Origin of the sequence: Streptomyces sp. NPDC101225 (assembly GCF_044767585.1) — a bacterium.
Taxonomy (GTDB): domain Bacteria; phylum Actinomycetota; class Actinomycetes; order Streptomycetales; family Streptomycetaceae; genus Streptomyces.
On record NZ_JBIWOE010000001.1, the window covers coordinates 1 to 26,698 of the forward strand.

The window sequence follows — 26,698 nt, forward strand, 5'->3', positions numbered from 1 at the left end:
CTGTTCCAGGTCGTCCAGGACGATGCCCATCTCGCGCAGTTCGTGGTCGGCGGTCTGCTTCATCCGTGCGATGTCCAGGCGGCGCAGCGGCCAGGAGCCCTTGGTCATCTCGGAGCCGAGGAAGAAGTTGCGCCACACCGGCATCAGCGGGACGGTCGCCAGGTCCTGGTAGACGGTGGCGATGCCCTGGTCGAGGGCCTCGCGCGGGGTGGAGAAGCGCACCGGGCGGCCGTCGACGAGGAACTCGCCCTCGGTGTGCTGGTGCAGGCCGGAGATGATTTTGATCAGGGTGGACTTGCCGGCGCCGTTGTCGCCGAGGACGCAGGTGACCTGGCTGGGCCGGACCTGGAGGCTGACCCCGTGCAGGGCGCGGATGTTGCCGTAGGACTTGCCCGCGTCGCGCAGCTCGACGACCACGTCCTCGTGCTCCGGCCCGGCGTCCGCGATGATCGCGCCGTGCGTGCCGGCCTGGTCGGTGGATGTCATGAGGTCACCTCCTGGTCGCCGACTGGCGGACCCACAGATTGATCAGGACGGCGCCGAGCAGCATGACGCCGAGGAACGCCTTGAACCAGTCCGGGTTCCACCCGGCGAACACGATGCCCTGGTTCACCATGCCGAACATGAAGGCGCCGAAGACCGGGCCGACGGCCGAGCCGTAGCCGCCGGTCAGCAGGCAGCCGCCGATCACCGCGGCCGCGATGTAGATCAGTTCCTGGCCGACGCCCTCGCCGGACTGCACGGTGTTGAAGGTGAACAGCTGGTGCATGCCGACGAACCAGGCACCTACGCCGACCAGCATGAACAGCGAGATCTTGGTGAACGTCACGGGCACACCGACGGCGCGGGCGCTGTCCTTGTTGCCGCCGGCCGCGAAGATCCAGTTGCCGTACCTGGTGCGGATCAGCAACCATGTGGCCAGCGCGGCGAAGACGAGCCAGTAGAGCACGGTGATCTTCACCTGGACGCCGCCGATGTCGAACGACGACGCGAAGACCTTCTTGGCCTGGTCAAAGCCCGCCATGTTGCTGATGTCGTCGGTGGCGACGTTGCCGGTGACCGTCTTGGTCACCGCGAGGTTGACGCCCTGCAGGATCAGGAAGGTGCCCAGGGTGACCAGGAAGCTGGGCAGACCGGTCCTGACGACCATCCAGCCGTTGAAGAAGCCGATCGCCAGCGACACGACCAGCGCGACGGCCACACCGACCCATACGTTCATGGTGAGTTGATAGCTCGTCATGCTGGCGGTGAGCGCCGAGGTGATGACCGCGACACCGGCGGACAGGTCGAACTCGCCGCCGATCATCAGCAGGGCGACCGGGAGCGTCATGATGCCGATGGTCGACGACTGGTACAGGACCGTCGCCATCGAGCTGCCGTCGCGCACGGGCGGCGCCGCGATCAGGAAGAACACGTACACCGCCGCGGCGCCGAGCAGGACGCCCACCTCGGGCCGGGCCAACGTCTTGGCCAGCGGCGATCGCCTGGCCGTGCGGCCGTCGGCCTGCCGGGGGCCGGGGGCCGGCGGTGCGGTCACCGCCGGCTCGGCATGCTGGGTCATGCTCATCACCGGGTGCCCTTCGCGGCGAACTCGGCGACGGCGTCCACGTTGTCCTTGGTGATGAAGGCCGGTCCGGTCAGGACGGGTGCGGCGCCGCCGCCGCTGAAGTTGCCGTTGGTCCGGTACAGCCACAGCGCGTCGACGGCGAGGTAGCCCTGCAGGTAGGGCTGCTGGTCCACGGCGAATTCGACGGTCCCCTTCTGGATCGCGGAGACCAGGTCCTTGTTGAGGTCGAAGGTGGCGACCTTGGCCTTGGAGCCGGCGTCGGAGAGCGACTGCACGGCGGTCAGGGCGATGGGGGCGCCGAGCGTGACGACCTGGTCGATGGAGGAGTCCTGCTTGAGCTTGGCGGTGATCGTCGACTTCACCGACGGCATGTCGGTGCCGTTGACGTAGAGGATGTCGGTCTTGCCGCCGAACCCCTTCTTCAGGCCCGCGCAGCGGGCTTCGAGGGCGACCTGGCCCTGTTCCTGGATCACGCACAGGGCGTGCTTGGCGCCGAGCTGGTTGAGCCGCTGCCCGAAGGCCTGGCCGGCGATGTTCTCGTCCTGGCCGAAGTACTCGAGCATGCCGAGCTTCTTCCAGTCGCTGACGCCGGAGTTGAAGCCGACGACGGGGATGCCGGCGGAACCGGCCTTGGCGATGACGTCCTTCATGGCCTGGGGCTTGGCCGCGGTCAGGGCGATGCCGTCGACCTTCTGGTCGATCGCGTTCTGCACCAGGTTGGCCTGGTTGCCGGCGTTGGGGTCGGAGGAGTAGACGAGCTTGATGTTGTCCTTCGCGGCAGCTGCCTGGGCGCCCTTGCGGATGAGGTCCCAGAAGGTGTCGCCGGGGGAGGCGTGGGTGACCATGGCCACCGTCATGCGGGGCGTGTTGGCCTTGCCTGCGGAAGCCGCCGCGTCGCCTTCCTCGGACTTCTTCCCACCGGTGCTGCTGGAGCAGCCGGTGGCCACCAGGGTGCCGACGACGATCGCGGCGGTGAGAGTGGCGGCTCGGTGGAGTCTGTGCATGTCCCTTGCACCTCGCTGTGCTGATCGGTTGGGGAGTGGGGTTTCGGCCTTGCCGAAGGTCATCGCCCGGTCCGGGGAGACGGGCGAACGGCTCGGGAGCGCCTTGTGCGGCGGGGAGACGTGGTGCTCGACGGCCGTGGGTGGAGGCCTGTACGGAGCGACTAGAGCGCGTTACTAGTGCGCGCTAGGTGCTCGTACTATGAAGTGACCCACAGGTGATGTCAATAGCTTTGTCATGACGTATCGACAAGGTGTCCGGCGTCGGCCTGGAGGCGTCCGCTCCGCCGGGCCGGGGCTCCGCGTGGCGATGCCGCCGATCGTCTCCCCATGTAGACGACGTCTTTCATGGGGGACGCTCTGCGGGGAGGATGAGGCGGTCCGTCGTCGACGCGATCAAGTCGGGGACCGATCACGCCGAGCGTCCTCGCGGATTCCGCCGCCGTCCCGTCCGTCCTCACGAGAGCAGAGCCGCCGTCATGAGCCAGCCCGTCGTCACCGCGTTCTCCGTGTATCCCGTCGCCGGCCGGGACTCCATGCTGCTCAACCTCTCCGGCGCGCACGCCCCCTACTTCACCCGCAACGTCCTCGTCCTGGAGGACTCCGAAGGGCGCACCGGCCTGGGCGAGGTGCCGGGCGGCGAGGCCATCACGCGGACCTTGCGCGCGGCCGAGCACCTCGTCACCGGCGCCCGCCTCGGCGACCACAAACGCGTGCTGCGCACAATCCAGGACGCGTTCGCCGACCGCGACCGGGGCGGACGCGGTACCCAGACCTTCGACCTGCGCACCGCGGTGCACGCGGTCACGGCCGTCGAGTCGGCCCTCCTGGACCTGCTCGGCCAGCACCTGGAGGTCCCCGTCGCGGCCCTGCTCGGCGACGGCCGCCAGCGCGACGCCGTACGGGTCCTGGGCTACCTCTTCCACGTCGGCGACCCGGACCGCACGGATCTGGACTACGTCCGCGAACCCGGCGCGGACGTCGAGTGGTACCGCATCCGGCACGAGGAGGCGCTGACCCCCGAGGCGATCGTCCGCCAGGCCGAGGCCAGTCACGAGCTGTACGGCTTCCGGGACTTCAAGCTCAAGGGCGGCGTCCTGCCCGGAAGCGAGGAGGTCAAGGCGGTCGTCGCGCTCAAGGAGCGGTTCCCCGGGGCCCGGATCACCCTGGACCCCAACGGCGCCTGGTCGCTGCGGGAAGCGGTGGAGCTGTGCCGTCCGCTCCTCGGCACGCTCGCCTACGCCGAGGACCCGTGCGGCGCGGAGGGCGGCTACTCCGGCCGGGAGATCCTCGCCGAGTTCCGCCGTGCCACCGGACTGCCGACGGCGACCAACATGATCGCCACCGACTGGCGCCAGCTCACCCACGCCCTCGCCCTGCAGTCGGTCTCCATCCCGCTCGCCGACCCGCACTTCTGGACCATGCAGGGATCGGTACGGGTCGCGCAGCTGTGCCAGGCGATGGGACTGACGTGGGGCTGCCACTCCAACAACCACTTCGACATCTCCCTGGCCATGATGGCGCACTGCGGGGCGGCGGCCCCCGGCGAGTACAACGCCCTGGACACCCACTGGATCTGGCAGGAGGGGCTGGAGCGCCTGACCGTGGAACCCCCGCGGATCACCGGCGGCGAGGTCCCCGTCCCGGACACCCCCGGCCTGGGCGTCCGCCTGGACCGCGACCGGCTGCGCGCGGCCCACGAGCTGTACGAGGAGAAGGCGCTGGGCAGTCGCGACGACGCCGTGGGGATGCGGTATCTGATCGAGGACTGGGCCTTCGACGCCAAGCGTCCCTGCCTGGTGCGATGAGCCCGGCTCGGGCCCGTGTCACCGAAACTCCGGTGAACCTGCACACCTTTCACGGGCGGGGCGCAGGGAATCCGGAACGCCGTGATGTCCTCGCCGGAGCCCGCGGGCGATGCCGGACAAGCCGCCGATGGGAAAACCGGGGGCAACACCCGGGGGTGCAGCACGGCGGCGAACTCTGTGAAGGAGTCGAAGGGTTCGGTCACCCGGCGGTCACGCCGACGAAGCCCCATGTCGCAGCGGCCTCCCGGAGCGCCCCGTCCGGGTGGCTGCGCGCATGCGGTCATGCTTTGATCCTCCGCGTGGTGCAGATCGCGGGAGAGGTTCTCCTTTTCGGGAATCGGGCGAACTCTGCCATTCCGTCATGGTCATTCGAAAGGAATCGCGCGTCATGAACCTTGTCCCCCAGGTCGAGACGGCCGAGATGTCCGACGCCGAGCTGGAGAACGTCTCGGGCGGTCTCGGGCTCGGTGACCTTCCGCTCGGCGGCCTCCCGCTCGGTGGCCTCGCGGTCGGCGGCTCCGGCGGTCTCAACCTGCAGACGCCGTTCGGTGAGGTCGCCGGCGGCCTCGTCGCCTCGGGTTCGCCGCAGGGCCTGACCGCGGGTGCGAGCCTGCAGACCCCGCTGTCGGCCTGACACGGGCAGTTCGCCGTGGGCCCCGGATCACCCGATCCGGGGCCCACGGCCGCATTCCGTTCAGGCCCGCCCGTGGGCCTCCTGCGAACGGCGGGCCAGTGCGTCGATGACCACCGCGGCGAAGAGCACCCCGCCCGTGATCACGAACTGCACGGCCGTGGGCGTGTCCGTGATCGCCATGCCGGAGGAGATCGACTGGATGACGAGCATGCCGAGCACCGCGGTCCAGGTCGTCCCGCGCCCGCCGAACAGACTGGTACCGCCGATGACGGCCGCCGCGATGGCATTGAGCAGCAGCAGGCCCGACCCCGAGCTCTGGCTCACCGAGGTGATCCGGGAGGCCAGGAACAGGCCGCCGACCGCGGCCATCGTCCCCGAGACCGCGAGCACCGCGGTCCGGATGCCCGTCACGTTGAGGCTGGCGCGCCGGGCCGCCTCGACGCCGCCGCCGAGGGCGTAGACCTGGCGGCCGTAGCGCGTGTGGCGCAGGACCACGTCGAGGCCGGCCACCACCACGAGGAAGATCAGCAGGGCGAGCGGCAGGCCCTGGAACCGGTTGAGCAGATAGGCCGACACGAACGCGGTCACCGCGATCGCGCCCGTACGCACCGCGATGTACCGCATCGAACGGTGCCGCATGCCGGCGGCCACGCGGCGGCGCCGGTCCAGGTACGAGATCGTGAACACCGCGCCCGCGCCGACCGCCGCCAGGCCGTAGGCGACCGCGTCGTTCGTGAAGTAGTAGCTGGTCAGCTTGGCGACCAGGCCGGTCTCGTCGAGGTTGACGGTGCCGTCCGTACCGAGCACCGCGAGCATCAGGCCGTTCCAGGTCAGCAGCCCCGCGAGGGTCAGGACGAAGGCCGGCACCCGCGTCTTGGCGCAGGAGTAGCCCTGGACGGCACCCGCCGCGGTGCCCGCGAGCACCGCGGCGACCAGGGCGATCCATTCGGGCACGCCGTTGTCCACGTTCAGGACCGCGAAGATCGCCGCGGCCAGTCCGCTGATCGAGCCGACGGACAGGTCGAGCTCCCCGAGCAGCAACACGAAGACGATGCCGACCGCGATCATTCCCGTGCCCACGATGTCGACGCTGATGTTCGACAGGTTCCGGGGCGAGAGGAAGTTCGCGTTCAGGGACTGGAAGATGATCCAGACCGTGGCCAGCACCAGGACGACGGGGAGCGAGCCCAGCTCGCCGGCGCGGAACCGGCGCCCCAGGGCCGCGCCCCCGCTCCGCAGGGCGAGGGCCACCGGTCCGCCTCGCGCCGGCCGGCCCTCCGCGACGGGTTCGGCGCCGTCGGCCCGCGGGTTCTCCGCGGTGTCGCGCATCGCGGTCACCACCTCGTCTCGTAGGAGGCCGTCCGGCGCGGCACGTTCTCCGAGGCACCGGTGATCGAGGCGATGATCTGTTCCTGGGACGCGGTGTTCACGTTGAAGAACCCGTTGTTGCGGCCGAGCCGCAGCACCGCCGCGCGATCCGCGAGCGCCTTGACGTCGCCCATGTTGTGGCTGATGAGCAGGACGCCCGTGCCGCGCTCCCGCAGCGCGTCGACGAGATCCAGCACCTCGTTGGTCTGCTCGAAGCCCAGCGCGGCGGTCGGCTCGTCCAGCAGCAGGACCCGCGGGTCGCCGAGGAGCGAGCGGGCGATGGCCACCGCCTGGCGCTGGCCGCTGGAGAGGGAGACGACGGGGGCGCGCAGATCGGGCACGGACCGGGTCAGGCGCTCCAGCAGGCCGATGGTGCGGCTCTCCATCTCCATCTCGTCGAGGAAGCCGAACCTGCGGATCTCCCGGCCGAGGAAGAGATTGCCGACGACGTCGAGGTTCCCGCACAGCGCGAGGTCCTGGTAGACGGTGGCGATGCCGAGGTCCCGGGCGTCGTGCGGACGCCTGATCTGCACCGTGCGGCCCTCCCACTCGATGACGCCCTTGTCGGCGGGGGAGACGCCGGAGATCACTTTGACGAGGGTGGACTTGCCGGCGCCGTTGTCGCCGAGCAGGGCGAGCACCTGGCCCGCGTGGATCTCCAGCTCGATGTCCTTGAGCACCTCGACGACACCGAAGCGCTTGCACACCCCGCGCAGCGCCAGCAAGGGGGCAGCCGGCACGGAAACCATCTCCTTCCCGGGGCCCGGCCCGGTCGAGGCGGGCGTGTCAGAGCAGTCCGGCCTTGCCGCAGGCGGCCAGGAGCCTGGGGACGCAGATCTGCCGGACGGTGTAGAAGCCGTCCTTGACCAGGGTGTCCTTGATGGTGCCGGCGGTCACCGGGACGGGTGTCAGCAGGACGGCCGGCACCGACGTCCCCAGGCTGGTGCGTACCTTGTCCCTGCCCACCTCGGCGAGCGGGTTGCGGCGGGCCGCGGCCACGGCCATGGCGGCGCCGGCGGAGGCCTCGGGATCGAAGGGCTTGTAGACGGTCATGTACTGCTCGCCGGCGACGATGCGCCGCACGGCACCCAGCTCGGCGTCCTGCCCGGTGACGGGGGGCAGCGCGGCGACCTTGTTCGCCTTCAGGGAGGAGATGCTGCCGGCGGCGAGACCGTCGTTGGCGGCGTAGACCCCCTGGATCCGGTCGGCGCCGAGAGCGGCGATCGCGCCCGACATGTTCAAGTACGCGGTCTCGGTCCGCCACTTCAGGGTGTCGTACGCCTTGCCGATCTTCACCTTTCCGTCGAGCACGGACAGGGCCCCCTTCTTGAACGACACCGCGTTGGGGTCGGTGGGATCGCCGTTCATCATCACGATCCGCGGGCTCGTCGCGTGCCGGCCCATGGCCTTCAGCAGCGCCCTGCCCTGGAGCCTGCCGACCTCCTCGCCGTCGAAGGAGACGTAGCCGGAGATCGGGCCCTCGGAGAGGCGGTCGTAGGAGATCACCGGGATGCCGGCCTGGGCCGCCTTGGTGACCGCGGTGCCCAGCGAGCGGGCGTCCACCGCCACCAGCACGATGGCGTCGACGCCCGAGGTGATCACGGAGTCCATCTGCTCCTGCTGGATCGCCACGTCACCCCGGGCGTTGGCGTGCTGGATGCTGCAGTCGGGGCACAACTGCGTGATCCTCTTCTCCAGCAGGGGCCTGTCCCGCGTCTCCCAGCGGGCCGTGGTGGCGTCCGGAAGCAGCACGGCGATCCTCGGTGTCCGGCCGTCGCCGGGCCGGTCCGCGGCGCCCGATCCGCAGGCGGCCAGGGCCACGGCCGTGGAGACAGCCGTCATGGCGAGCGCCGCGCCCCGTACGCAGACCTTCATCACCGGGGGACCTCCCTCCGGGGCGGAGATCCTTCTGGGACGCCCACGTGCGCGTGGCGGGACGACCTGTCGTCAGTGTGGCACCGGCCGCGAGGACATGCGAACGCGGCGACGGCCGCGCAACGGCTGTGCGCCGCCGGTGGATCGGCCGATCCGCCGGGCCGCCGCAGGGTCCAGGTGCGATACGGCGGGGTATGGGACGCTGGGGAGTAGATGCCCGATCTCAGCCGCGGCGCGGACGGGAGGTGGCTGCCGACATGGCTCACGACGGCCGAGCCCGGGCGGGAGTCTCTCCGCCGCGGGCATCCGGGGCCGACGCCGCGGACACCGGTGTGGTGCCTGCGCCGTCCGAGGCGGCGGGGGACCAGGTGCTGGCCTTCGCCGGGGTGGCCGTGGCGGCCGTCTACGTGCCCGGCGAGGACGAGCTGCGCCAGGCGGAGACGGTGTGCCGCCAGGTCTCCGCCCACCGGCTGTCGGAGCGTGTCCCCCTGGCCGAGGGCTCGCCCGCGGCGCACGCCTTCCGCACCGGCCGGCCCCTGTGGCTGAGCCCCGCGGACCTGGCCACCTACGGCGAGCCGCGCGCCGACGCCCCGCTCGGGGCGCTGCCGCTCACCGCGGACGGCGTACGGCTCGGCTGCCTCGTCGTGGTGGGGGTCTCCGGCACCGGCTTCGAGGCCGAGCAGCGGCACTTCCTGGAGCGGTACGCCGACGCCGTCGCCCGCGTGCTGCCGGCCGGTGCCCGCGGATCCGTGCCGTCACCGGTGCTGCGGCCCGCCCTGCGGAATCTGCACGCCGGCTCCTTCGTCCTGGTGCCCGACACCGGCGTGGTCGAGGCGGACGAGACCCTCCTCGGCCTGCTCGGCATCGCACAGGCCGACTTCGACGGCAAGGCGGACACGCTGCTCGCGCACGCCGTGCCGGAGGACATGCACGCCCTGGTCTCGGTGCTGGAACCGGCCGCCCAGCCGTCCGCCCGTCGGGAGCTCGAGTTCCGCGTCCGCGGGCCCGCGGGCGAGATGCGCTGGCTGAGCCTGAGCTGCCGGGTCGTGGCCGGCGGCGACGCCGGCCCGGAGCGCGTCCTGGGTGTGGTGACGGCGACCCGGGTCCTGCGCCGCGGGTCCGACGACGTCTCCCGCATCCAGTGGCTGACCGCGGCGCTCGACGACGCCACCACGGTCCCCGACGTGGGCCGCGTGGTGGTCACCGCGCTGCGTGAGCCGCTGGGGGCCGACCGGGTGGCGCTGGCCGAACTGCAGGGCGACCGGCTGACGGTCACCGTGCTCGATCCGCCGCAGCCCGACTGCTGGCCGGAGAGCTGGCGCGCCCAGTGGCGCTCGGAGTGGCCCGACGCGCCGGTCAGTTCCCTGCCCACCCTGCAGCTGGCCCTGCGCGACGGCCGGTTGGACCTGTGGCCGGCCGGATCCGCCTTCGAGGCCGGACTCGCGGGCATCGGCGAGGGAGGGCTGGCCGTCCTGCCGCTGCCCGCCCGGGGACGCATCGCCGGCGTGTGCCTGGTCGGCTGGGACCGGCCGCACGCCTTCCTGCCCGACGAGCGGTCCCTGCTGACCGCCACCGCGGCACTGGTCGGACAGGCCCTCCAGCGCGCGCACGAGCACGACGCCGAGCAGGAGCTCGCCACGATGCTCCAGCGCAGCCTGCTGCCCCGCCGCCTGCCCGAACTGCCCGGCGCGAAGGCCGTGGCCCGCTATCTGCCCGCACGGCGGGGACTTCAGGTGGGCGGCGACTGGTACGACGTCATCGCCCTGTCCGAGGACCGGGTGGCGCTGGTCATCGGCGACGTCCAGGGGCACAGCGCGGCGGCCGCGACCATCATGGGCCAGATGCGTACGGCGGTCCGGGCCTACGCGGTGGAGGGCCATCCGCCGGACGTGGTCGTCGCGCACGCCAACCGCCTCCTCGTCGGCATGGAGACCGACCTCTTCGCCACCTGCTGCTACGCCGAACTCGACCTGGAGGAGGGCAACACCCTGTTCGTCCGGGCCGGCCACCTCGCACCGCTGGTCCGCCGCCCCGACGGCGGCACACAGGAGATAGAGGTTGAGGGCGGACTGCCGCTGGGCATCCACGCGGAGGCCGAATTCCCCATGACCGCGGTCGAGCTGGCACCCGGGACGGTGCTCGCCCTGCTCACCGACGGCCTGGTGGAGGCGGCCGATCTCCCCGTCGACGAGGGCATGGACCGCACGCGCGCGGCCCTCGCCGCCGCCGACCCGGGCGATCTGGGGCGGATGGCCGACCGCCTGCTCGGTGAGGACGGCCGCCGCGAGGACGACGTGGCGTTGCTGCTGCTCCGCTACGACGGCATGCGGACCCGGCCGATCCGCGCCGGGTGGGTCGTGTGGCGGCTGCCCGACGCCGTCATGCACGCCCGCCGCTTCACCGCGCGCACGCTGCGCGCCTGGCACGTCGCCGACATGGCCGACGCGGTGCTGCTGGTGGTGTCCGAGCTGGTCACCAACGCGCTGGTGCACACCCAGGGCCCGGTCCGCCTCGACCTCACCCTCCGCGGGGACCGGGTGCGCGTCTGCGTCAGCGACTCCCAGCCGCGGGCGCCCGCCAAGCCGGTGATCGTGGACTGGGAGGCGACCGGCGGCCGCGGCCTGATGCTCGTCGAGGCGATGTCGGAGGCCTTCGGCTCCATGCCGGTGGCCGGCGGCAAGCAGGTCTGGAGCGAGATCGCCGTACCGCGGGTGGAGGAGCGGCCGCCGGACGGCTGACCGTGTCCCGGGCCGCGCGCGGGCGGCGGCCGGCTACGGCCGCGCCCGTGACCCGGCGGTGGGGTCGACATGGATCTTGGGCCCGGGCCCGGCGCCGGGCGGACGCGCACCGGACAGCACCGGCCCCACGTCGTCCAGGCCCACCGTGGCGGCGACGAGCGGTCTCGGGTCGACCGCACCGGACGCGTAGGCCCGGACGGTGGCGTCCAGGGCGGGGGAGGCGGACAGGATGCCCACCGCGGTCACGTCCTTCAGGACCAGTGAACGGGTGTCGACCGCGCTGCGTCCGCCCGCCAGCCCGATGTACACGAGGCGGCCGCCCGGTTCGATCAACTCCAGGGCCAGCTCCGGCAGATGGGCGGCGTTCGAGGCGTCCACGACCGCGTCGAAGGGCAGGCCGGGAAGGGCACCCTGAGCCCACACGTGCGCGAAGCCCAGTTCACGGGCGAAGGCGAGGGAGCTGTCGCTGCAGCCCATCAGATGGACCTCCGCACCATCGGCCCGCAGGAACATCGCGGCCAGCAGCCCGATCGTGCCCGGCCCCAGGACCAGGGCCCGGTCCCCGGGACCCGCCGCGGCGGCCCGCGCGGCCCGCAGCGCGTTGCCGCCCGGCTCCACCAGCGCGCCCAGCACGGGATCGACGGCGTCGGGCAGTGCGTGCAACGACGAGGCGGGCACCGCGAGTCGCTCCGCCAGGGCGCCCGCCCGCGCCCCGCGGATGCCGACCTCCTGCCGCTCCCCGCACACGTGCTGACGCCCGCGCAGGCAACGGCGGCAGGTGCCGCAGCCCAGCATCGTGTCGCCCGTGACACGCCGGCCCGTCCACGCCGGATCGACGCCCGCACCGACCGCCGAGACACGGCCGGCCCACTCGTGCCCGGGCCGCATCGGGTAGGCGCAGTGGCCCTGGTGGAGGTAGGCCATCTCGCCGGTGAAGAACTCGGCATCGGTGCCGCACACGCCGGCCCGCTCGACGTCGACGACGACCTCTCCGGGGCCGGCCACGGGCACCGCGACCTCCTGGACCGCGTACGCGCCCGGCGCGGTCAGGACGAAGGCGCGCATGACGCCACGCCCCGCGGGCGCCCGGGCAGGGGCCGGCGCCGTCGGGATACCGCGGTCCTCGGACGGCTGCGTATGCTCCATGGCGATCCAGACTGTAGACCGCCGTACCCGACGGCCGGAAGGAACCGCATGGCCGGGCTCCGCAGCGCGCAGTGGTACGAGGGCCAGGACCGCAACGCCTACATCCACCGGGCGTGGATGCGGCGGGGCGCCCCGGACGACGCCTTCCGCGGGCGGCCGCAGATCGCCGTCGCCGACACCGCCTCGGACCTGACCCCCTGCAACGCGCACCTCCGCGAGGTCGCGGCCTCGGTGCGGGCCGGCGTGTACGAGGCGGGGGGCATCCCGCTGGAGCTGCCCGTGGTGTCGCTGGGCGAGACCCAGATGCGGCCCACCGCCATGCTCTGGCGCAACATGGCCGCGATGGCCACCGAGGAGATGCTGCGCGCCAACCCGGTCGACGGCGTGGTCCTGCTGGGCGGCTGCGACAAGACCATCCCGGCGCTGCTGATGGCCGCCGCCTCCGTGGACCTGCCCGCGGTCGTCGTGCCGGGCGGCCCCATGCTCACCGGCACCTTCCGCGGCACCCCGCTGGGCTGCGGCACCGACGTGTGGCGGCTGTCGGAGGAGGTCCGGGCCGGCACGCTCTCCCAGGAGCAGTTCACCCGCTCCGAGTCGGCGATGATCCGCAGCCGCGGGCACTGCAACACCATGGGCACCGCCTCGACGATGGCCCTGGTCGCCGAGGCACTCGGCACGGTCGTGCCCGGCACGGCCGGAACTCCCGCCCCCGACAGCCGGCTTCTGGAGGCCGCGCACCGCACCGGCCGGCTGGCGGTGGAGATGGTGGCCGCCGACCGCAGACCGGCGACGTTCCTCACCGAGGCGTCCTTCCACAACGCGATCGTCGCGCTCGCCGCCATCGGCGGCTCGACCAACGCGGTCGTGCATCTCCTGGCCCTCGCGGGCCGGCTGGGCATCGGCCTGACGATCGACGACTTCGACCGCATCGGCTCCCGCGTGCCGCTCCTGGTGGACCTGCTGCCGGCTGGCCGCTTCCTCATGGAGGACTTCCACCGGGCCGGCGGGCTGCTCGCCGTCCTGCGCGAGGTACGCGACCTCCTCGACCCCGCCGCCACGACCGTCACCGGCGAACCCCTCACCGGCCACCTCGACGACGCGCCGATCTGGGACCGCGAGGTCATCCGCACCCGCGCCGAACCGCTGGTCGCCGAGGGCGGTATCGCCGTGCTGCGCGGCAACCTCGCGCCCGACGGCGCGCTGATCAAACCGGCCGCCGCCTCGCCGCACCTGCTGCGCCACCGCGGCCGCGCCGTCGTCTTCGACAGCATCGAGGACTTCCACGCACGCGTCGACGACCCCCAGCTCGACGTCGACGCCGACTGCGTGCTCGTCCTGCGCGGCTGCGGGCCCAGGGGCTACCCGGGCATGCCCGAGGTGTCGAACATGCCGCTGCCGAAGAAGCTCCTCGAACAGGGCGTGCGCGACATGGTCCGCGTCTGCGACGGCCGGATGAGCGGCACCGCGTACGGCACGGTCGTCCTGCACGTGGCCCCGGAGGCCGCGGCGGGCGGGCCCCTCGCCCTGGTGCGCACCGGGGACGTCATCAGCCTCGACGTCGAGGCCCGCCGTATCGACGTCGACGTGCCGGCCGACGAGCTGGCCCGCCGCACCCCGAACCGGGCCACCCTCGCGGGCTTCGCCGCTCCCCGCCGCGGCTGGGAGCGCCTCTACGTCGACCACGTCCTGCAGGCCGACACCGGAGCCGACCTGGACTTCCTGGTCGGCTCCAGCGGCTCGGCGGTGACCCGCGAGTCCCACTGACCGCCGTACGGCGCGGTGCCCGCGCGGGGGATCAGTGCGTGCTGCACACCGTCTGCAGCGCCGCGTGCCGGGTGTTCTTCGTGGACACGTCCTGCACCCGCTGCACGTTCTCGAGAAGCGCGCCGATACGCGGGTCGTCATCCTTGGCGGCGACCCTGGCCATGGTCAGCAGGACGGCCTCGTAGAACGCGTCCCGTACCGCCGGTGCCATGACGTCCGAGGCGTCCAGACAGCGAGGTCCCTTGAGCAGCCGCTCGGCGATCTGGCGCTCGACCGGCTGGTCCTTCGGGACCACCTGGCGATTCGCGGAGAAGACACCGGCCACCTCCGCCCACTTCTGCTGGGCCCGCTTCGAGGACAGCCGGCGGATCAGTTCGCGGGCCGGGGCGCGCTCGCTGAACAGGGCCGCGAAGTCGCCGGTCACCTCGTGGGCGCGGACCCGGGTGCCGCCTCCCGGCAGCAGTGCGGCGGAGTCCGTCAGGCGTGCGTGCTCCGTGTCCTTCGGGCCGTAGAAGGAACGCGCGAACGAGCCCTGGTGCTCCAGGGTGCAGCCGTGCGCGCCGCCGAACAGCAGCCCGTGGCCGCCCGGGGCGCCGCGATGGTCGGTGAGCAGGGCCGTCCTCGCCGCGGGCCTGTCCTGTTCGAGCAGCCGGGCCCAGGCCGTCCAGGCGGAGCGCACCTCGGTGCTCGTCCACCAATGGTGCCGCGGCCCGCCCGAGTTCAGTGCCCACCGTGCGTAGAAGCCGGGGCCCGCGCGTTGCAGTACGAGGTCCTCGATCCAGTCGGTGCCCGGCCAGCCCGAGGCGCCGTCGTCGCCCATGCCCATGCACCAACTGCTCATCGGGGCGGGAGTGTCGGCCGGCCTGTGGCCCTCGCGGTACCAGACGATGCTCTTCAGATCGGCCTTGACCGGGACCCAGAACACGTGGCCCGAGGCGGTGCCGGCCGCGTTCCAGGGGGCGCCGTACTGCTGGGGGTCGTAGAGATGGTCCAGCGGTTTGAGGCGGTTCTGGTCGCGGTATTCGGCGAGCTCGCCGATGCCCGGCATGATCACCACGTCCGGGGGCTCGCCCGACTGCACCTTGGAGAGCAGCACCTCGCGCTGGGCCGCGGTGCCCTGATAGCGGAACGGGACACCGAGGCTGCGCAGCACCGTCTTGAACTGCTGCTCCTGCTGTCCGGTCCAGGTGCCGAGGATGGTCACCGGCTCCTCGTCGTCGTGCTGCGTCCAGACCACCACCACGCCGACGGCCGCGACCATCAGCATGACCACCAGCAGGACCAGGAACGTGAACCGGCGGGTCACCGTCGCCTCCAGTAGTCGCCGTCCAGCCGGAGGCCGAGGCCGAGCGCGGGCAGGACGACGATCAGCAGACCGCCGACGACGGTGCCCGGATACACACGGTCGGCCCAGGTGCCGTCGGTGAGTTGCTGCCGGACCCGCTCCGACGTCCGGGTGACGGTCTGCTGCGCGTCGACCAGCCGGGAGTCGCCCGTGCCGGGCACGTCGGTGATCTGCCCGGACACCCTGGTGATCTGCCGCAGATCCGCCAGTGCCCCGCCGAGGCCGTGCTCGGTGGTGGAGGTCGTCGTCAGCGGGACGACCGCGAGCGCCACCGTGAGGGCGAAGGCCGCGAGCAGGTACGGGTTCCCGTCGCGGCCGCAGCGGTCGCGCAGCACGAACAGCGCGGAGAGCAGGGTCAACGCCAGCGCGCCCAGCGCGAGTTCGGCGAGCCACCAGCCCGCGCGCCGCCAGGCCCCCAGGGCGGCCGTGGCCTCGGCGTGCCTCATCTGGGTCGCCTGGAGGCTCTTCAGCCGGGGCGCGAGTCCCACCTTGTCGCGTACGAGCAGCGAGTGCGCCTCGTGGAACTTCAACTGCCGCATGAGGGGCTCGGCCCGGTACATCGACGTGCCGAGGTTGAGCGAGTTGCCGTAGGTGGCGAGCAGGCCGTTGACCGTGCCGAGGTCCTGGTCCGTGCGGTCGGCGATACGGGACAGGCCCTGGTCGGCGGCGGAGAGCTGGGACCGGTAGGCCTCGCCCGAGCCCGCGACGTCGACGAGACCGTCCTCCAGCAGGGCGTCGGCCTCCTGGTACGAGCGCAGCGCCGCGAGCCGGGTACCGGCGAGCCCTTGGACGGCGGGCGCCTCCCGGGAGGCGAGCGCGTCGGCGCCGCGCTGGGTCTGCCGGTAGGAGAAGCACAGCGCGGTCGCCGCCACCGCGGCGCACGCGACCAGGATCAGCAGGTGTGCCTCCAGCAGCCGGCGGGTCCGCCAGGGACCCAGCAGCCCGCGCCACAGGGAGGCCGGTGAGCGGCGGCGCCGGGAGACGGCGCGTCCGGTCGTCACAGCAGCTTCCTTCCACAGGTGATGCAGTACCGGGCCTCGCTGCCGGCCGGGGTGCGGCAGACGCGGCACCGCGGGCCCGGCCGCCCTCCGACGGCCTCGGTCAGCGGCCCGCCGGGCCGGGATCCGGCGCGCAGGATCAGCGGGGCCAGGGTGCCGGCGTCCACGGGGCGCAGCCGGATCCGGCCCGCGGCCGCGTCCTCGACGTCGGCGACGGCGCGGATCTCGTCCAGCACCCACTCCTTGCCCAGCTCTGCCGCCAGCCGGGCGGCCTGGCCCAGGCGGTCCTCGGCGGTGTCCCGCTGCCGCGCCTCCAGAGCGACGAGCCCTTGCCTGAGGGCACTTCGCATCCGGGCGGTGACGTCGAGGCTGCGCACGCTGTCGCCGCCCGCCGGGGCCCGCGGCGGCGACCGGTCGGGCAGATGCCAGCGGGCGACGACGGGGGCGTGGACCTCGCCGATGGAGACCATGGCGAACTGCAGCTCCGTCTCCAGCGGATCCGCGTCCGCGTCGGCGACCAGCGTGAGCAGGTAGTCACGGCGGCCCTGCTCCCACTGGTAGGTCGGAAAGCTCCAGCGGTGCGGCCGGCCGGACTGCGGCAGCCCGCCGAGGCGGTGTGCCCGGGGGGCCTTCTCGGTCAGTGAGACCTGGCGGACGGAGGGGCGCACGGTCACCTCGATCGGCAGCTGCGGCGTGTGCACCCGGCGCAGGCGCCGGATCGCGCCGCCGATCGCCTGGTCGAGGCCGTCGTCCACGAACTCGGCGGTGCCGTGCAGCCGTTCGGCGAGGGTCAGCAGCGGATCGGGGGGCCAGTCCGTGCCCACGGCGAACACGTCGCAGGTGAACTGCCCGGCGCAGGAGTCCAGTTCCTCCTCCAGCCGCGTCTCGCCCGCGGCACTGCTGCCGTCGGTGATCAGCACCAGATGCTGCACGGACAGCGGGCGCCCGGCGAGCAGGGCACGCGAGGCGGCCGCCCAGGCGGCGTAACCGGCAGGACGGGGACCGTCCTTGTGCAGCGGGAGCGAGCCGGCGACGAAGGCGGCCCGGCGCCGTTCGTACTGGTCGGCCACGGCCCACTCGTCCTCACCCAGCGGATAGCACCGCCTCGGTTCCGGGCCGCCGCCGAGCAGGGTGAAGGAGATGCCGTCGGGCAGGGCGCGCAGGGCGGCGGCCAGGGCGTGCACCGCCGCCCGGTGGGAGTCGGCGACGTCGAGCGCGATGATCACCGCGAGCTCGACGGCGGGCAGATCGACGGGGGCCCCGTGGGCGGCCACGTCGACCCGCAGATGGGCCTCGATCCTCACGTTGCGGTGCGGGCGCAGCTCGCCGCCCAGCTCCACGTGCAGGCGGATGCCCGGCTGCGGCCGGGTGTGACTGCTCATCCCCTACGTCACGGCTCCTTCCCCTTCGTCGCCGTACCGCGCGCCTGCCGCGCGGACCGTCGTGCGTGCCGTGCGGTCTGCCGTGCGGTCAGAACACGGTCTGCGGCCGTACCGCGTGCAGCAGGTCCACGAGGTGGTCATGGGCGGCGGCCGACTCCCGGTGATGTTCGGCCAGTTGCCGGTAGCGGGACTCCAGCTGCCTGCGCAGTTCGCGCTCCGGGCCGGCCAGGCGTCGCAGCCGGCGGGCGTCGAGCCGTCCGGCACCTCCGGGCGGGCCGGGCCGGTCGCCCAGGCTGTGCAGCGCGTCCAGCTTCCACTCGTGCAGTTCGGTGCCCAGGCGCAGCGCCTCGTCCTCGGACAGACTCGGCTCGCCGGCGCCGGGACTCCGGCCGACCAGACCGCGCAGTTCCTCCAGCGCCGCGTCGGCCTCGCCGGGGGCGGGCAGCGGGTCGCCGTCCCCGGGCAGCCGGGCCGCGCGGATGCGCACCGAGGCGATCCGGGTGACGGTGTGGTCCAGCGTGCCGGGCCCGACCCGGGCGAGCACGTCGAGCGCCGCCCGCCGGTCGCCCGCGCGCAGCGCGAGCCTGGCCAGCCCGAGCGCGGCGCCGCCGTGCGCGCGGTTGCGGGCGAACACGGCCTCGTACAGCTCCTTGGCGGTCGGCCCGGCCGTGTCGTCGCCGAGGAGCTCCCCGCAGTAGGCGAGAGCCAGCTTGGGGGCGTACTCGCCGGGCAGCTCGAAGTGGACCTGCAGGAAGTGGTTCCTGGCCTGGATCAGATGGCGGTGGGCCCGGGCGGCCTGCCGCGGGTCGTCCGCGAGTCCGGCGCCGCGCAGCGCGAGCAGGGCGCGGTGCCACTCCAGCCGCCACCGCCGTACGGCGGACGGGCCGGGGATGGAGTCCGCGATGTCCAGTTCCTCCTGGGCGCGTTCCAGGTCGGCCGGCGTGTTGCGGCCCAGCAGGACACGTACGTTGTGCAGGCAGATCTCCACCGAGCGCGGCCTCTCGTCCCGCTGGTCCAGCAGGCGGCCCGGGTCGTAGCCGCTGCTCACCTCGAACCGCGCGGTCTGCGGATCGCCCGGGAACCGCCGCGGCACCGGCAGGCCCCCGGCGATCTCGGTGGGCGTCGGGGCGCCGAGGTCGAGGGCGGGGGCCACGGGCGGCTCGTACCGGTCGCGGCGCGGGCGCGCCAGCCAGTGCTCGATGCCCGGCACCGTGCCGAGCCGGGCGCCGAGCAGCTGCGGGGAGGGCCGGAAGTGGTCGGACGGTTCGGGCGGGTCGCTCTTGCCGCGCAGGGCGCGGATCTCCCGCAGGGCGCCGCGCAGTTGGCCGGCCATCTCGCGGGCGTCGGCGAACCGGCGGCCCGGGTCGGTCCGCACGGCGCGCTCGACGACCCACCAGAAGGAGGTGGTGCCCAGGCCGGGGACCTCGTCGACCGCCCAGCGGGCGAGTTCGCGCAGGGTGGCGCCGACGGTGTGCAGGTCGTGGGCGACGGTCGGCATGGCGGTGGAGCCGGTCTCGGGTGCCATGTAGTCCGGCGTGACATGGGCGGGCGGCAGGCTCTGCCCCTGTTCGCGCGTGCCGCCGAGGTCGATGACCTTGACGCCGGCGCCGTGGTGCACGACGTTCGACGGCTTCATGTCCCCGTAGACGAAGACCCGTTCACCGCCGGTGTGCAGATGGACGAAGGCCTCCAGGATCTGGCAGCCGTACGCCGCGACGTGCTCGATGTCGAGGACGGACTCGCCGCGCCGGGTCTCCTCGACGACCTTCGCCAGGGTGCCGTCGCCGACGTCGTCCATGACGATGTAGCCGCCGGTGACCTCGCCCTGGTCGTCGCGCCGGGCGACGAAGTCGCGGATCTGGACGATGCGGAGGTGCCGGATGGCGACGAGGTTGCGCCGCTCGACGTCGGCGAGCCGGGCGCCGTCGTGCTCGTAGCGGTTGAGCAGCCCCTTGACGGCGACGACGTCACCGAGATGGGTGTCCTCGGCGAGATAGACCCAGCCCTGGCCGCCGTGCGCGATCGGGCCCATGATCCGGTACTGGTCGCGCAGCAGGTCGCCCGTGGCGAGTTCGGGCTCGTACGAGTAACGCTCGCCGCAGGCCGGGCAGAAGCCCTTGATCGGCACCGGGCCCTCGGTGTAGGGCGGGGCGAAGGTGATGCCGCAGGTGGCGGACGAGCAGACCATACGGATGCGGAGCGGTCCGTCGGCACGGACGAGGCGTTCCCCGGCGGGGCGCGGGGCACGCTCGGGGAGGCCGAGCAGGTCGCGGGGGCCGCGGTCGCGCGGGTCGGCGGGCAGGGCGGGCAGCCCGGCCGCGTTCTCCGCGCGGCCGCACACGGCGCAGTGGCCGGTCGGCAGCACCGTGCCGGAGCAGGCGGCTCCGTCGAAGTGCCGGTGGGGGCAGGTGGTCATCCTCCGGTCGTCCTCCTCCCTCGCCCGGGCCGTACCGGGCACCTCGTCACAGCTCTCCGTGGCGGCTCAGGTCGGTGCGCAAGGTCCTCAGCAGCCTGCGCAGCCGGGTGAGTTGCTGGTGGGGGTCGTGCACGCCGTCGATCCGGCGCCGCTCGGCCCGGCGCAGGTCGGCCGTCTCGGTCACGGAGCCGAGGGAGGCGCTGTCGACGACGTCGCGGCGGACCGCGGCGCCGAACTCCGCGCGCTCCAGCAGGCCGATCAGGGTGTCCGCGTGGCGGAGCAGCGCGGGGCGCAGCAGTTCGTCCCGGGCCGCGCTCCAGCCGGTGCCGCCCTCACGACGGAAGACGAGCAGCAGCCGGAAGTTCAACACCCTCAATCTGGCGAGGAGTTCGATCAGCGGACCGGGCTGGGGTTCCTCGTCCAGGCCGTCGACGACGACCGTGGCCGGTGGCGCGGGCGCGCGCTCGGCCGCCCGCTCGGGCCGGGGCCTGGTGCCCCGCAGCCAGTCCCAGTAGGCCAGGTACTCACCGGCCGTGCGGTCGATGTGGTCCAGTGCGTGGTCGGCAAGGTCCGGCCTGCTGCCACCGCCGCGGTGGACGACGTCGGCCCGGTGCAGCAGGTGGCGCAGCGAGCGGTCCTTGCCGCTGTCCGGGGCCACCACGGTGATCTTCACCGGGTCCTCGTCCGGGTCGTCGAACCACCGGATCAGCCGCTCCTCGAAGGCGTGGTCCCAGGCATGCGGGCTGCTCAGCTCCTTGACCACCGGTGAGAGTTCCGCGATGCGGTCGATGGGGAGCAGATACGAGAAGGCCACCCGGTTGTCCTCGGGCAGCGGCCGGCTCAGGTCGCCGCGCCAGCTGACGACGATGCCGACCACACGGGTGGGAGAACCTGCCTGCGGCCGGGTGCACACGGCGGCGCCGCTGAAGCCGGCCCGCACCACCTCCGTCTTGGTGACGGCGTCGAGCTGCACCCTCTCGCCGCTGGCGCCGCCGATGCGGCCCCACAGGTTCATGCCCTCGTCGAAGCCCTCCGCATAGCCGCTCGTGTACACCTCCATGCCGCCCCACAGCTCGGTGCCGAGCGGGGCGGGGCGCGCCTGCGGGCGCGGGTCGTCCAGCCGCAGCACGGCGATGTCCTGGCCGCTTGCGCCCTCCCGCAGCCAGCCGCCGGGCATCACCCGCGCGGCCACCGGCCGGAGGCGGCCGTTCTCGGCGAACTCCAGCCACATGACGGCGCCGGGGTCGTCGCCCACCACATGGGCGCAGGTCAGCGCGGTGCGCTGGTCGAGGAGCACGCCCGCGCCGCAGATGGGGCCGTCGGCGCCCCCGCGGCGCAGCCTGAGCCTCCAGTCCGCACGCAGTTCCCCCATGTCGTCTCACCCTACGCGCGCAGCAGGGTGGGTCCCTAGACTTGTGACCAGGTTTGATCGGCCAATTCACGGAAGTCGGCGGTGTGTTGACATGGGGGACACGGAACCTGTCGGTCTCGCGGAGGCCATCGGCACGGTGCGTGCGGAGTTGGCGCGGGCCGAGGCCGAGGGAGCCGTGAGCGACTGGCGGTTCAGCGTGGAGCAGGTCAGCCTGGAGTTCTCGGTGCAGTTCCACCGGGCCGGCGAAGGCGGTGCGGGGCTGCGGCTGGGCGTGGTCGAGGCCCGGCTGGGCGGCTCGGTGAGCCGCGACAACACGCATCGCATCCAGGTCGATCTCAAGCCCCTGCCGCGCCCGGACGGCCGGCACCACGAGGTGAGCCGCGAGAGCGGCACCGCCGGCCCGGAGGCGGGCCCGCATGACCACGGCCTCGCTCGGCAGGACGGATGCGAACGTCCCGCCCGCAACGGCGGCACGTCGTGACCACGGTGACCGTCGTCGGGTCCGGGCCCGGCGGCACCGGCTCGGGCGAGGCGACCCGGACGGGCCCACCGCACGACCACCGGCGCCCACGGCGGATGCGGAGCCCACGCGGCCGTCCGCGCCCCGCGCCACCGGCATCCCGCCACACCGGCATCCCGCCACACCGGCATCCCGCCACACCGGCATCCCGCGCCATCGGCGCGCCAGGACACCGGCGCGCGCCGCCGAGGGTGCGCGCCGCCGCGCTCAGCCGCTCGGCGTGGCCCGCTCGCCCGCGCCCACGGCGCGCAACGCCCGCTCGACCGTCTCCTCGTTCTCGCCGACCGGAGCGACGTAGTCGAGGACGCCGCGGGCCGCGGCCTCGCCCAGGGTCCGGGTGATGACCCAGGTGGCGAGGTACTGCGAGGACAGACAGCCGCCCGCCGTGGCGATGTCGCCCTCGGCGTGGAACGGCGCGTCCAGCACGGTGACACCGCAGGCCTCGACGTAGGGCCGGCTCTTGACGTCCGTGCAGGCGGGCATCGCGCCCAGCAGGCCGAGACGGGCGAGCACCAGCGCGCCGGAGCACTGCGCGCCGATCAGCTGCCGAGCCGGGTCCAGCGGCAGCCGGGAGAGCAGCCGGTCGTCGGCGACGACCTCGCGGGTGCTGACGCCGCTGCCGATGAGGACGACGTCCGCCCCGGTCACGAACTCCAGCGGGCGCTGCCCGGTCACCTCGACGCCGTTCATCGACGTCACCACCGGCGCGGGCGTCGTGATGAACGCCTCCAGCCCCTTCCCCCGGCACCGGTTGATCAGCGCGGAGGCGATGAAGCTGTCGAGCTCGTTGAATCCGTCGAAGGTGACGACGGCTACCTGCATGGCGACTCCTCACGGCACGGGAGCCGTAGCCTCTCAGGCGGTCCGTGTCCCGGTCGCGGGCCAATCCGCGGCCGGTGGCCCGCTCACGGGGCGGTCAGGCGGTAGCGCAGGACACCGCCCTCGGCCACGAAGGCGGACGGGAGGACGGCGGTGCCGACGGGGCGTCCGTCGAGGTGCAGCGAGCGTACGCGGGAGCGCGCCGCCGACGCGCCGGGGGCGACGACGGAGAGGGTGACGCCGTTGCCGCGGTGCACCGTGATCGCGGGGAACAGCGGGCTGGCCAGGGCGAGTTGAGGGCTTCCGGGAATCTCGGGATACATGCCCAGGCCGGCCCAGACCGCCCACGAGGACATGGCGCCCAGGTCGTCGTTGCCGACCAGGCCGTCGGGACGGTCGGTGAACAGGGTGGTGAGGGCGCGGCGCACGGTGTCCTGGGTGCGGTCGGGGCGCCCGGCGTAGTCGTAGGCCCAAGGGGTGCCGAAGGACGGCTCGTTGCCGAGGTAGGCGTACGGCTTCGCGGCGCCCGCGTTGAGTTCGGTGAAGAAGGTGTCCAGGCGAGCGGTGACCGCGGCGTTCCCGCCCATGGCGGTGAACAGCGCGGGCAGGTCCTGCGGGACCATCCAGGTGTACTGGGCCGCGTTGCCCTCGACGTAGTCGGTGCGCCGTACGGGTGTGAAGGCCGGCCAGGTGCCGTCGGCGGCACGGGGCTGGAGGTAGCCGCTCGCGGGGTTGAACAGGTGACGCCAGTTTCCGGCGGCGCGGGTGAGGGCGGCCTCGGTGCGGGTGTCGCCGAGCCGTCCGGCCAGGCGGGCGAGGGCGCCGTCGGCGACCGCGTACTCGAGCGTGGTGGACGCGGTGCCCCACACGCCCTTGGTGCCGGCCGGGACGTAGCCCAGGGTGTCGTAGAGCTCGTGCCCCGGCCGCTGCCGGTCGTCGGAGCGGCCCGCCACGGCCGTGCGCAGCAGCGCCGCGGCGTCGAAGTCCGTGCCGCCGAAGGCGTGGATGGCGGCGGCCATCGCGGGCAGCGGGTCGCCGACCATGACGCGGGTGCCGCCGTTGGCCAGTGTCCACCGGTCGAAGTACCCGGCCTGGCGCCCCTGTTCGAGGATCGACCGGGCGACGTCGGAGGCCTCGTGCGGTGCGAGCAGGGCGAGCAGCTGGACCTGGGAGCGGTAGACGTCCCAGCCGGAGAAGTTCGCGTACTGCACATGACCGGCCCGGGTGCGGTGGACCCGGCCGTCCATGCCCCGGTAGCGGCCGTCGGTGTCGCTGAAGGCGCTGGGGTGCAGCAGCGCGTGGTAGAGCGCGGTGTAGAAGACCCGGCGCTGCGTCTCGGTGCCGCCGGTGATCTCGATCCGGCCCAGCCACGCGTTCCACCGGTCGCGGGCGGCCTGCCGGACGGCGCCGAAGGAGCTGCTGCCCAGTTCCACGGTGGCGTTGCGGCGGGCGCCGTCGAGGTCGACGAAGGACACCCCCACCCGGGCGGTGACCGTACGGGTGCCGGGCGCGAAGGAGACGTACGCGCCGGACGCCCCGCCGTCCAGGTGCTCGGTGTGGGCGAACGGCCGGTCGAAGACGGCGTGGAAGTAGAGGCGGTAGCGGTTCGTGGAGCCGCAGAAGGCGCCGCTGTCGGTGTAGCCGGACAGGGTGCGCGTACCGATGGTGATGTCTCCGGTGGCCCGGTTGAAGGCCCGTCCGGCGTCCACCGTCAGGCCGGCGGGCCGCGCGCCGTCGGCGGGATAGGTGAAGCGCGCGATGCCGGAGCGCTGGGTGGCGGCGATCCGCGTACGGATGCCGTTGTCGAAGGTGACACCGTAACTGCCCGGCGAAGCCTGCTCGTTGGCGTGGGAGAAGGTGGCGTGGCGGGCCGCGGGGTCCGGGTCGGGGCGGCCGGTGAGCGGCATGAACGGCACGTTGCCGTAGTCGTCGCAGCCCGCGCCGGAGATGTGGGTGAGGCTGAAGCCGCGGATCCGGTCGTCCTGGTACGCGTAGCCGCCGTGCTGGTGGGTGACGGTGTCGGGGCTCCACTGGACGCCGCCCAGTGCGGCGGACGCTCCCGGGAAGGTGTTCCCGGCCCCTCCGCCGTGTCCGAAGTCGGTGCCGCCCGGCGCCGTACCGACGAACGGATTGACGTAGGCGGCGGGATCGGCCACGGCCCGCGCGGCCTCGGCCACGGACGGGGCGGCGGAATCCGCCCGGACCGGCGAGGCCAGCAGGACGGACGAGGCCAGGGCGGCCGCGACGGGGTGCAGGCGCACGAAGCTCTCCTCGGGACGGTGGGCCGCCGCCCGTCGTACGGCGACGGACTGCCCACCTTCCCGACCGGAGCGCGTGCGGACGCGGCGCCTTGCCGTGGCACGTGCCGCGGATCAGGCTCACGGCGGAACGCGGGGGAGCGGCGGAGGGGACCTCACCGCTGTCCGGAGCACCGGGCGACGGGTCACCCGGGGGCCCGCCCGTTCACACCTCCCGGTGGTCGATCCCGAGCAGGCCGGCCGCGGCCCGGAAGTCGGCCGCGTGGCTGCCGACGGCGAGCGACCAGTGGTGGCCCACGCCCGTCGCGCTCCACGCGTCCACCCACTCGCCGGGGTCACGGCCGAAGTCGACCCGGCTGGTGGTGTTGCCGATCTCCAGCAGCGGGCCGGGCACGACGGTGCCCTCGGACGTGATGAAGGACAGGCTGCCGTCGGCGTCCTGGCCGAGCCCCAGGAGGGTGACCGGGCCGTGCCGTACGTCGAACTCCACGCCGACACCCCAGCCGCGTTTGCCGTGGTAGACGCCCAGCCCGCGCAGCAGCGGGTCGCGGGCGCTCACCGCCAGGTGGGCCGGGCCGTCGTGGCCCATCTCCACCACGCCGTCCTCGAAGTCCAGCGCCTGGATCTCGGTGAAGGACCCTCCGGCTCCGACGCTCTGCGACACCAACTGGGCGACGCTGGTGCGCAGTTCGTACTCGCCGGCCGCCGGCACGCCCCGTGCGGTGAGCAGCGAGGCGCCCAGGACCAGGCCGGCGCCGAGCCGCTCGTGCAGTTCGCCGTCGAGTCCGCGGTGGTAGTAGGCGAGCGTGTCGAGGCCGAAGTCCTCGACCAGCCGGTCGAGGGCGACGGAGACGGTCGCTCCCCATGCGAAGTCCTCGTCGGCCACGCTGTCGTCGAGGGTGAAGACCTGCCGGGCGAGCGCCATCCGGTCGCGGGTCTCCGCCTCGGCCACCTGCTCCACCCGGTGCCGCAGGTCGTCGAACTCCAGCACCTCCACGTGCGAGCCGAACGTCGTGGGCAGCAGTGTCGGATCGGTCGAGACGTCGAGCATGCCGGGATACAGATGGCCCATCAGGCCGTGCCGGGCGTGCCGGAGCGCGGCGCGGACGCGCGCGGCGCGGATCCACTGCTCGATGCGCCGCCAGGCCGTCTCCTGGCGCAGCCAGCCCGAGACCGACCGGAAGGGGATGCCGGCACGGCGGAAGACGTTGCCGACCTCGGGCACCGGGCACTGTCCGCAGTAGGCCAGCCAGGCCCCGGTGTCGAAGGAGGCGTGGTCCATCCGCTCGGACGGCTGCAGGTCGACGACCAGCACGGGCGTGTGCGTGCGGTGGGCGATCGGCAGCACCATCGAGGAGGTCAGATACGTCGTCAGGAACAGCACGATCAGATCGCAGTCGGCCTTGCGCAGCTCCTCGGCGGCGGCCGCCCCCTCCTCGGCGTCGGAGACGAAGCCGACGTCCGTCACCTCCGTGTCCATGGCCCCGATCCGCCCGGCGACGTACCGGGCCGACTCCCGCAGTTGCGGCAGCAGGTGCGGGAACTGGGGCCAGTAGGTGCCGAGGCCGCCGGCGACCAGGCCGATCCGGGTACGGCGGCGGCGCACCGGGGGCAGCAACTCCGCTACGGGCGTGCGGTGTTCGGCGAACGTCATGGTCGGTGCTCCTCGTGGGTCGCGGGGTCTGCC

The 26,698-nt window shown here is 73.2% G+C and carries 20 protein-coding genes; 5 read left to right on the top strand and 15 right to left on the bottom strand.

The genetic code is table 11. The annotated features are described in order from the left end of the window. The 3 genes from ACIRPX_RS00005 to ACIRPX_RS00015 form a co-directional block, all read right to left on the bottom strand. A partial coding sequence (locus ACIRPX_RS00005) for an ATP-binding cassette domain-containing protein (protein ID WP_404186954.1) occupies window positions 1–486 on the bottom strand: 486 nt, incomplete at its 3' end. Window positions 487–490: 4 nt separating this feature from the next. Then, window positions 491–1,567, bottom strand: a complete 1,077-nt coding sequence (locus ACIRPX_RS00010) for an ABC transporter permease (RefSeq protein WP_404186955.1) — start codon at window positions 1,565–1,567, stop codon at window positions 491–493. After that, a complete protein-coding gene (locus ACIRPX_RS00015; RefSeq protein WP_404186956.1) occupies window positions 1,567–2,571 on the bottom strand; it encodes a sugar ABC transporter substrate-binding protein in 1,005 nt (334 codons plus the stop codon). Before ACIRPX_RS00015 ends, ACIRPX_RS00010 begins: the two co-directional genes overlap by 1 nt. Window positions 2,572–3,047: 476 nt before the next feature. Here ACIRPX_RS00015 and ACIRPX_RS00020 point away from each other — a divergent pair, with 476 nt between their 5' ends. Then, entirely contained in the window at window positions 3,048–4,376 is a 1,329-nt protein-coding gene (locus tag ACIRPX_RS00020; RefSeq protein ID WP_404186957.1) for an enolase C-terminal domain-like protein, read from the top strand. A gap of 388 nt (window positions 4,377–4,764) precedes the next feature. Beyond that, window positions 4,765–5,010: a hypothetical protein gene (locus ACIRPX_RS00025; RefSeq protein WP_404186958.1), complete on the top strand. Its 246-nt coding sequence runs from the start codon at window positions 4,765–4,767 to the stop codon at window positions 5,008–5,010. 60 nt (window positions 5,011–5,070) lie between these two features. Here the strand turns inward: ACIRPX_RS00025 and ACIRPX_RS00030 are convergent, their stop codons facing one another. The 3 genes from ACIRPX_RS00030 to ACIRPX_RS00040 are packed head-to-tail and all read right to left on the bottom strand — an operon-like array spanning window position 5,071 to window position 8,253. Then, window positions 5,071–6,339 carry a sugar ABC transporter permease gene (locus ACIRPX_RS00030; RefSeq protein ID WP_404186959.1) on the bottom strand — a complete coding sequence of 423 codons (1,269 nt, stop codon included), beginning with the start codon at window positions 6,337–6,339 and terminating at the stop codon, window positions 5,071–5,073. 5 nt (window positions 6,340–6,344) lie between these two features. Further along, complete coding sequence (locus ACIRPX_RS00035) at window positions 6,345–7,127, bottom strand: ATP-binding cassette domain-containing protein (protein ID WP_404186960.1); 783 nt, start codon at window positions 7,125–7,127, stop codon at window positions 6,345–6,347. A 37-nt stretch (window positions 7,128–7,164) separates the two neighbouring features. Then, on the bottom strand, window positions 7,165–8,253 hold the full coding sequence (locus tag ACIRPX_RS00040) for a sugar ABC transporter substrate-binding protein (protein WP_404187477.1): 1,089 nt from the start codon (window positions 8,251–8,253) through the stop codon (window positions 7,165–7,167). A 257-nt stretch (window positions 8,254–8,510) separates the two neighbouring features. On the opposite strand from ACIRPX_RS00040, the gene ACIRPX_RS00045 reads away from it, so the two are divergent. Further along, on the top strand, window positions 8,511–10,991 hold the full coding sequence (locus tag ACIRPX_RS00045) for a SpoIIE family protein phosphatase (protein WP_404186961.1): 2,481 nt from the start codon (window positions 8,511–8,513) through the stop codon (window positions 10,989–10,991). A 33-nt stretch (window positions 10,992–11,024) separates the two neighbouring features. Here the strand turns inward: ACIRPX_RS00045 and ACIRPX_RS00050 are convergent, their stop codons facing one another. After that, a complete protein-coding gene (locus ACIRPX_RS00050; protein WP_404187478.1) occupies window positions 11,025–12,056 on the bottom strand; it encodes a zinc-binding dehydrogenase in 1,032 nt (343 codons plus the stop codon). A gap of 129 nt (window positions 12,057–12,185) precedes the next feature. On the opposite strand from ACIRPX_RS00050, the gene ACIRPX_RS00055 reads away from it, so the two are divergent. Next, entirely contained in the window at window positions 12,186–13,901 is a 1,716-nt protein-coding gene (locus tag ACIRPX_RS00055) for an IlvD/Edd family dehydratase (protein ID WP_404186962.1), read from the top strand. 31 nt (window positions 13,902–13,932) lie between these two features. Here ACIRPX_RS00055 and ACIRPX_RS00060 read toward each other — a convergent pair whose 3' ends face one another. From ACIRPX_RS00060 to ACIRPX_RS00080, 5 genes are all read right to left on the bottom strand, one after another. After that, entirely contained in the window at window positions 13,933–15,207 is a 1,275-nt protein-coding gene (locus tag ACIRPX_RS00060) for a carbohydrate ABC transporter substrate-binding protein (protein ID WP_404186963.1), read from the bottom strand. Further along, entirely contained in the window at window positions 15,204–16,247 is a 1,044-nt protein-coding gene (locus ACIRPX_RS00065; protein ID WP_404186964.1) for a hypothetical protein, read from the bottom strand. The genes ACIRPX_RS00060 and ACIRPX_RS00065 overlap by 4 nt, the downstream gene beginning before the upstream one ends. Next, window positions 16,244–17,626 carry a hypothetical protein gene (locus tag ACIRPX_RS00070; RefSeq protein ID WP_404186965.1) on the bottom strand — a complete coding sequence of 461 codons (1,383 nt, stop codon included), beginning with the start codon at window positions 17,624–17,626 and terminating at the stop codon, window positions 16,244–16,246. Before ACIRPX_RS00070 ends, ACIRPX_RS00065 begins: the two co-directional genes overlap by 4 nt. A gap of 88 nt (window positions 17,627–17,714) precedes the next feature. Then, the gene (locus tag ACIRPX_RS00075) at window positions 17,715–20,042 is read right to left on the bottom strand and encodes a tetratricopeptide repeat protein (RefSeq protein ID WP_404186966.1); all 2,328 of its coding nucleotides are present in this window, start codon (window positions 20,040–20,042) and stop codon (window positions 17,715–17,717) included. A gap of 46 nt (window positions 20,043–20,088) precedes the next feature. Then, a complete protein-coding gene (locus ACIRPX_RS00080; protein WP_404186967.1) occupies window positions 20,089–21,414 on the bottom strand; it encodes a serine protease in 1,326 nt (441 codons plus the stop codon). 91 nt (window positions 21,415–21,505) lie between these two features. Here ACIRPX_RS00080 and ACIRPX_RS00085 point away from each other — a divergent pair, with 91 nt between their 5' ends. Beyond that, window positions 21,506–21,895, top strand: coding sequence for a trypco2 family protein (locus ACIRPX_RS00085; RefSeq protein ID WP_404186968.1), 390 nt, complete (start codon window positions 21,506–21,508; stop codon window positions 21,893–21,895). Between the two features lie 246 nt (window positions 21,896–22,141). Here the strand turns inward: ACIRPX_RS00085 and ACIRPX_RS00090 are convergent, their stop codons facing one another. The 3 genes from ACIRPX_RS00090 to ACIRPX_RS00100 form a co-directional block, all read right to left on the bottom strand. Beyond that, on the bottom strand, window positions 22,142–22,756 hold the full coding sequence (locus ACIRPX_RS00090) for a DJ-1/PfpI family protein (RefSeq protein WP_404186969.1): 615 nt from the start codon (window positions 22,754–22,756) through the stop codon (window positions 22,142–22,144). Window positions 22,757–22,839: 83 nt separating this feature from the next. Then, window positions 22,840–25,014, bottom strand: coding sequence for a GH92 family glycosyl hydrolase (locus ACIRPX_RS00095; RefSeq protein WP_404186970.1), 2,175 nt, complete (start codon window positions 25,012–25,014; stop codon window positions 22,840–22,842). Between the two features lie 202 nt (window positions 25,015–25,216). After that, window positions 25,217–26,665: an arabinose isomerase gene (locus tag ACIRPX_RS00100; RefSeq protein WP_404186971.1), complete on the bottom strand. Its 1,449-nt coding sequence runs from the start codon at window positions 26,663–26,665 to the stop codon at window positions 25,217–25,219. Between the last annotated feature and the right edge of the window lie 33 nt (window positions 26,666–26,698).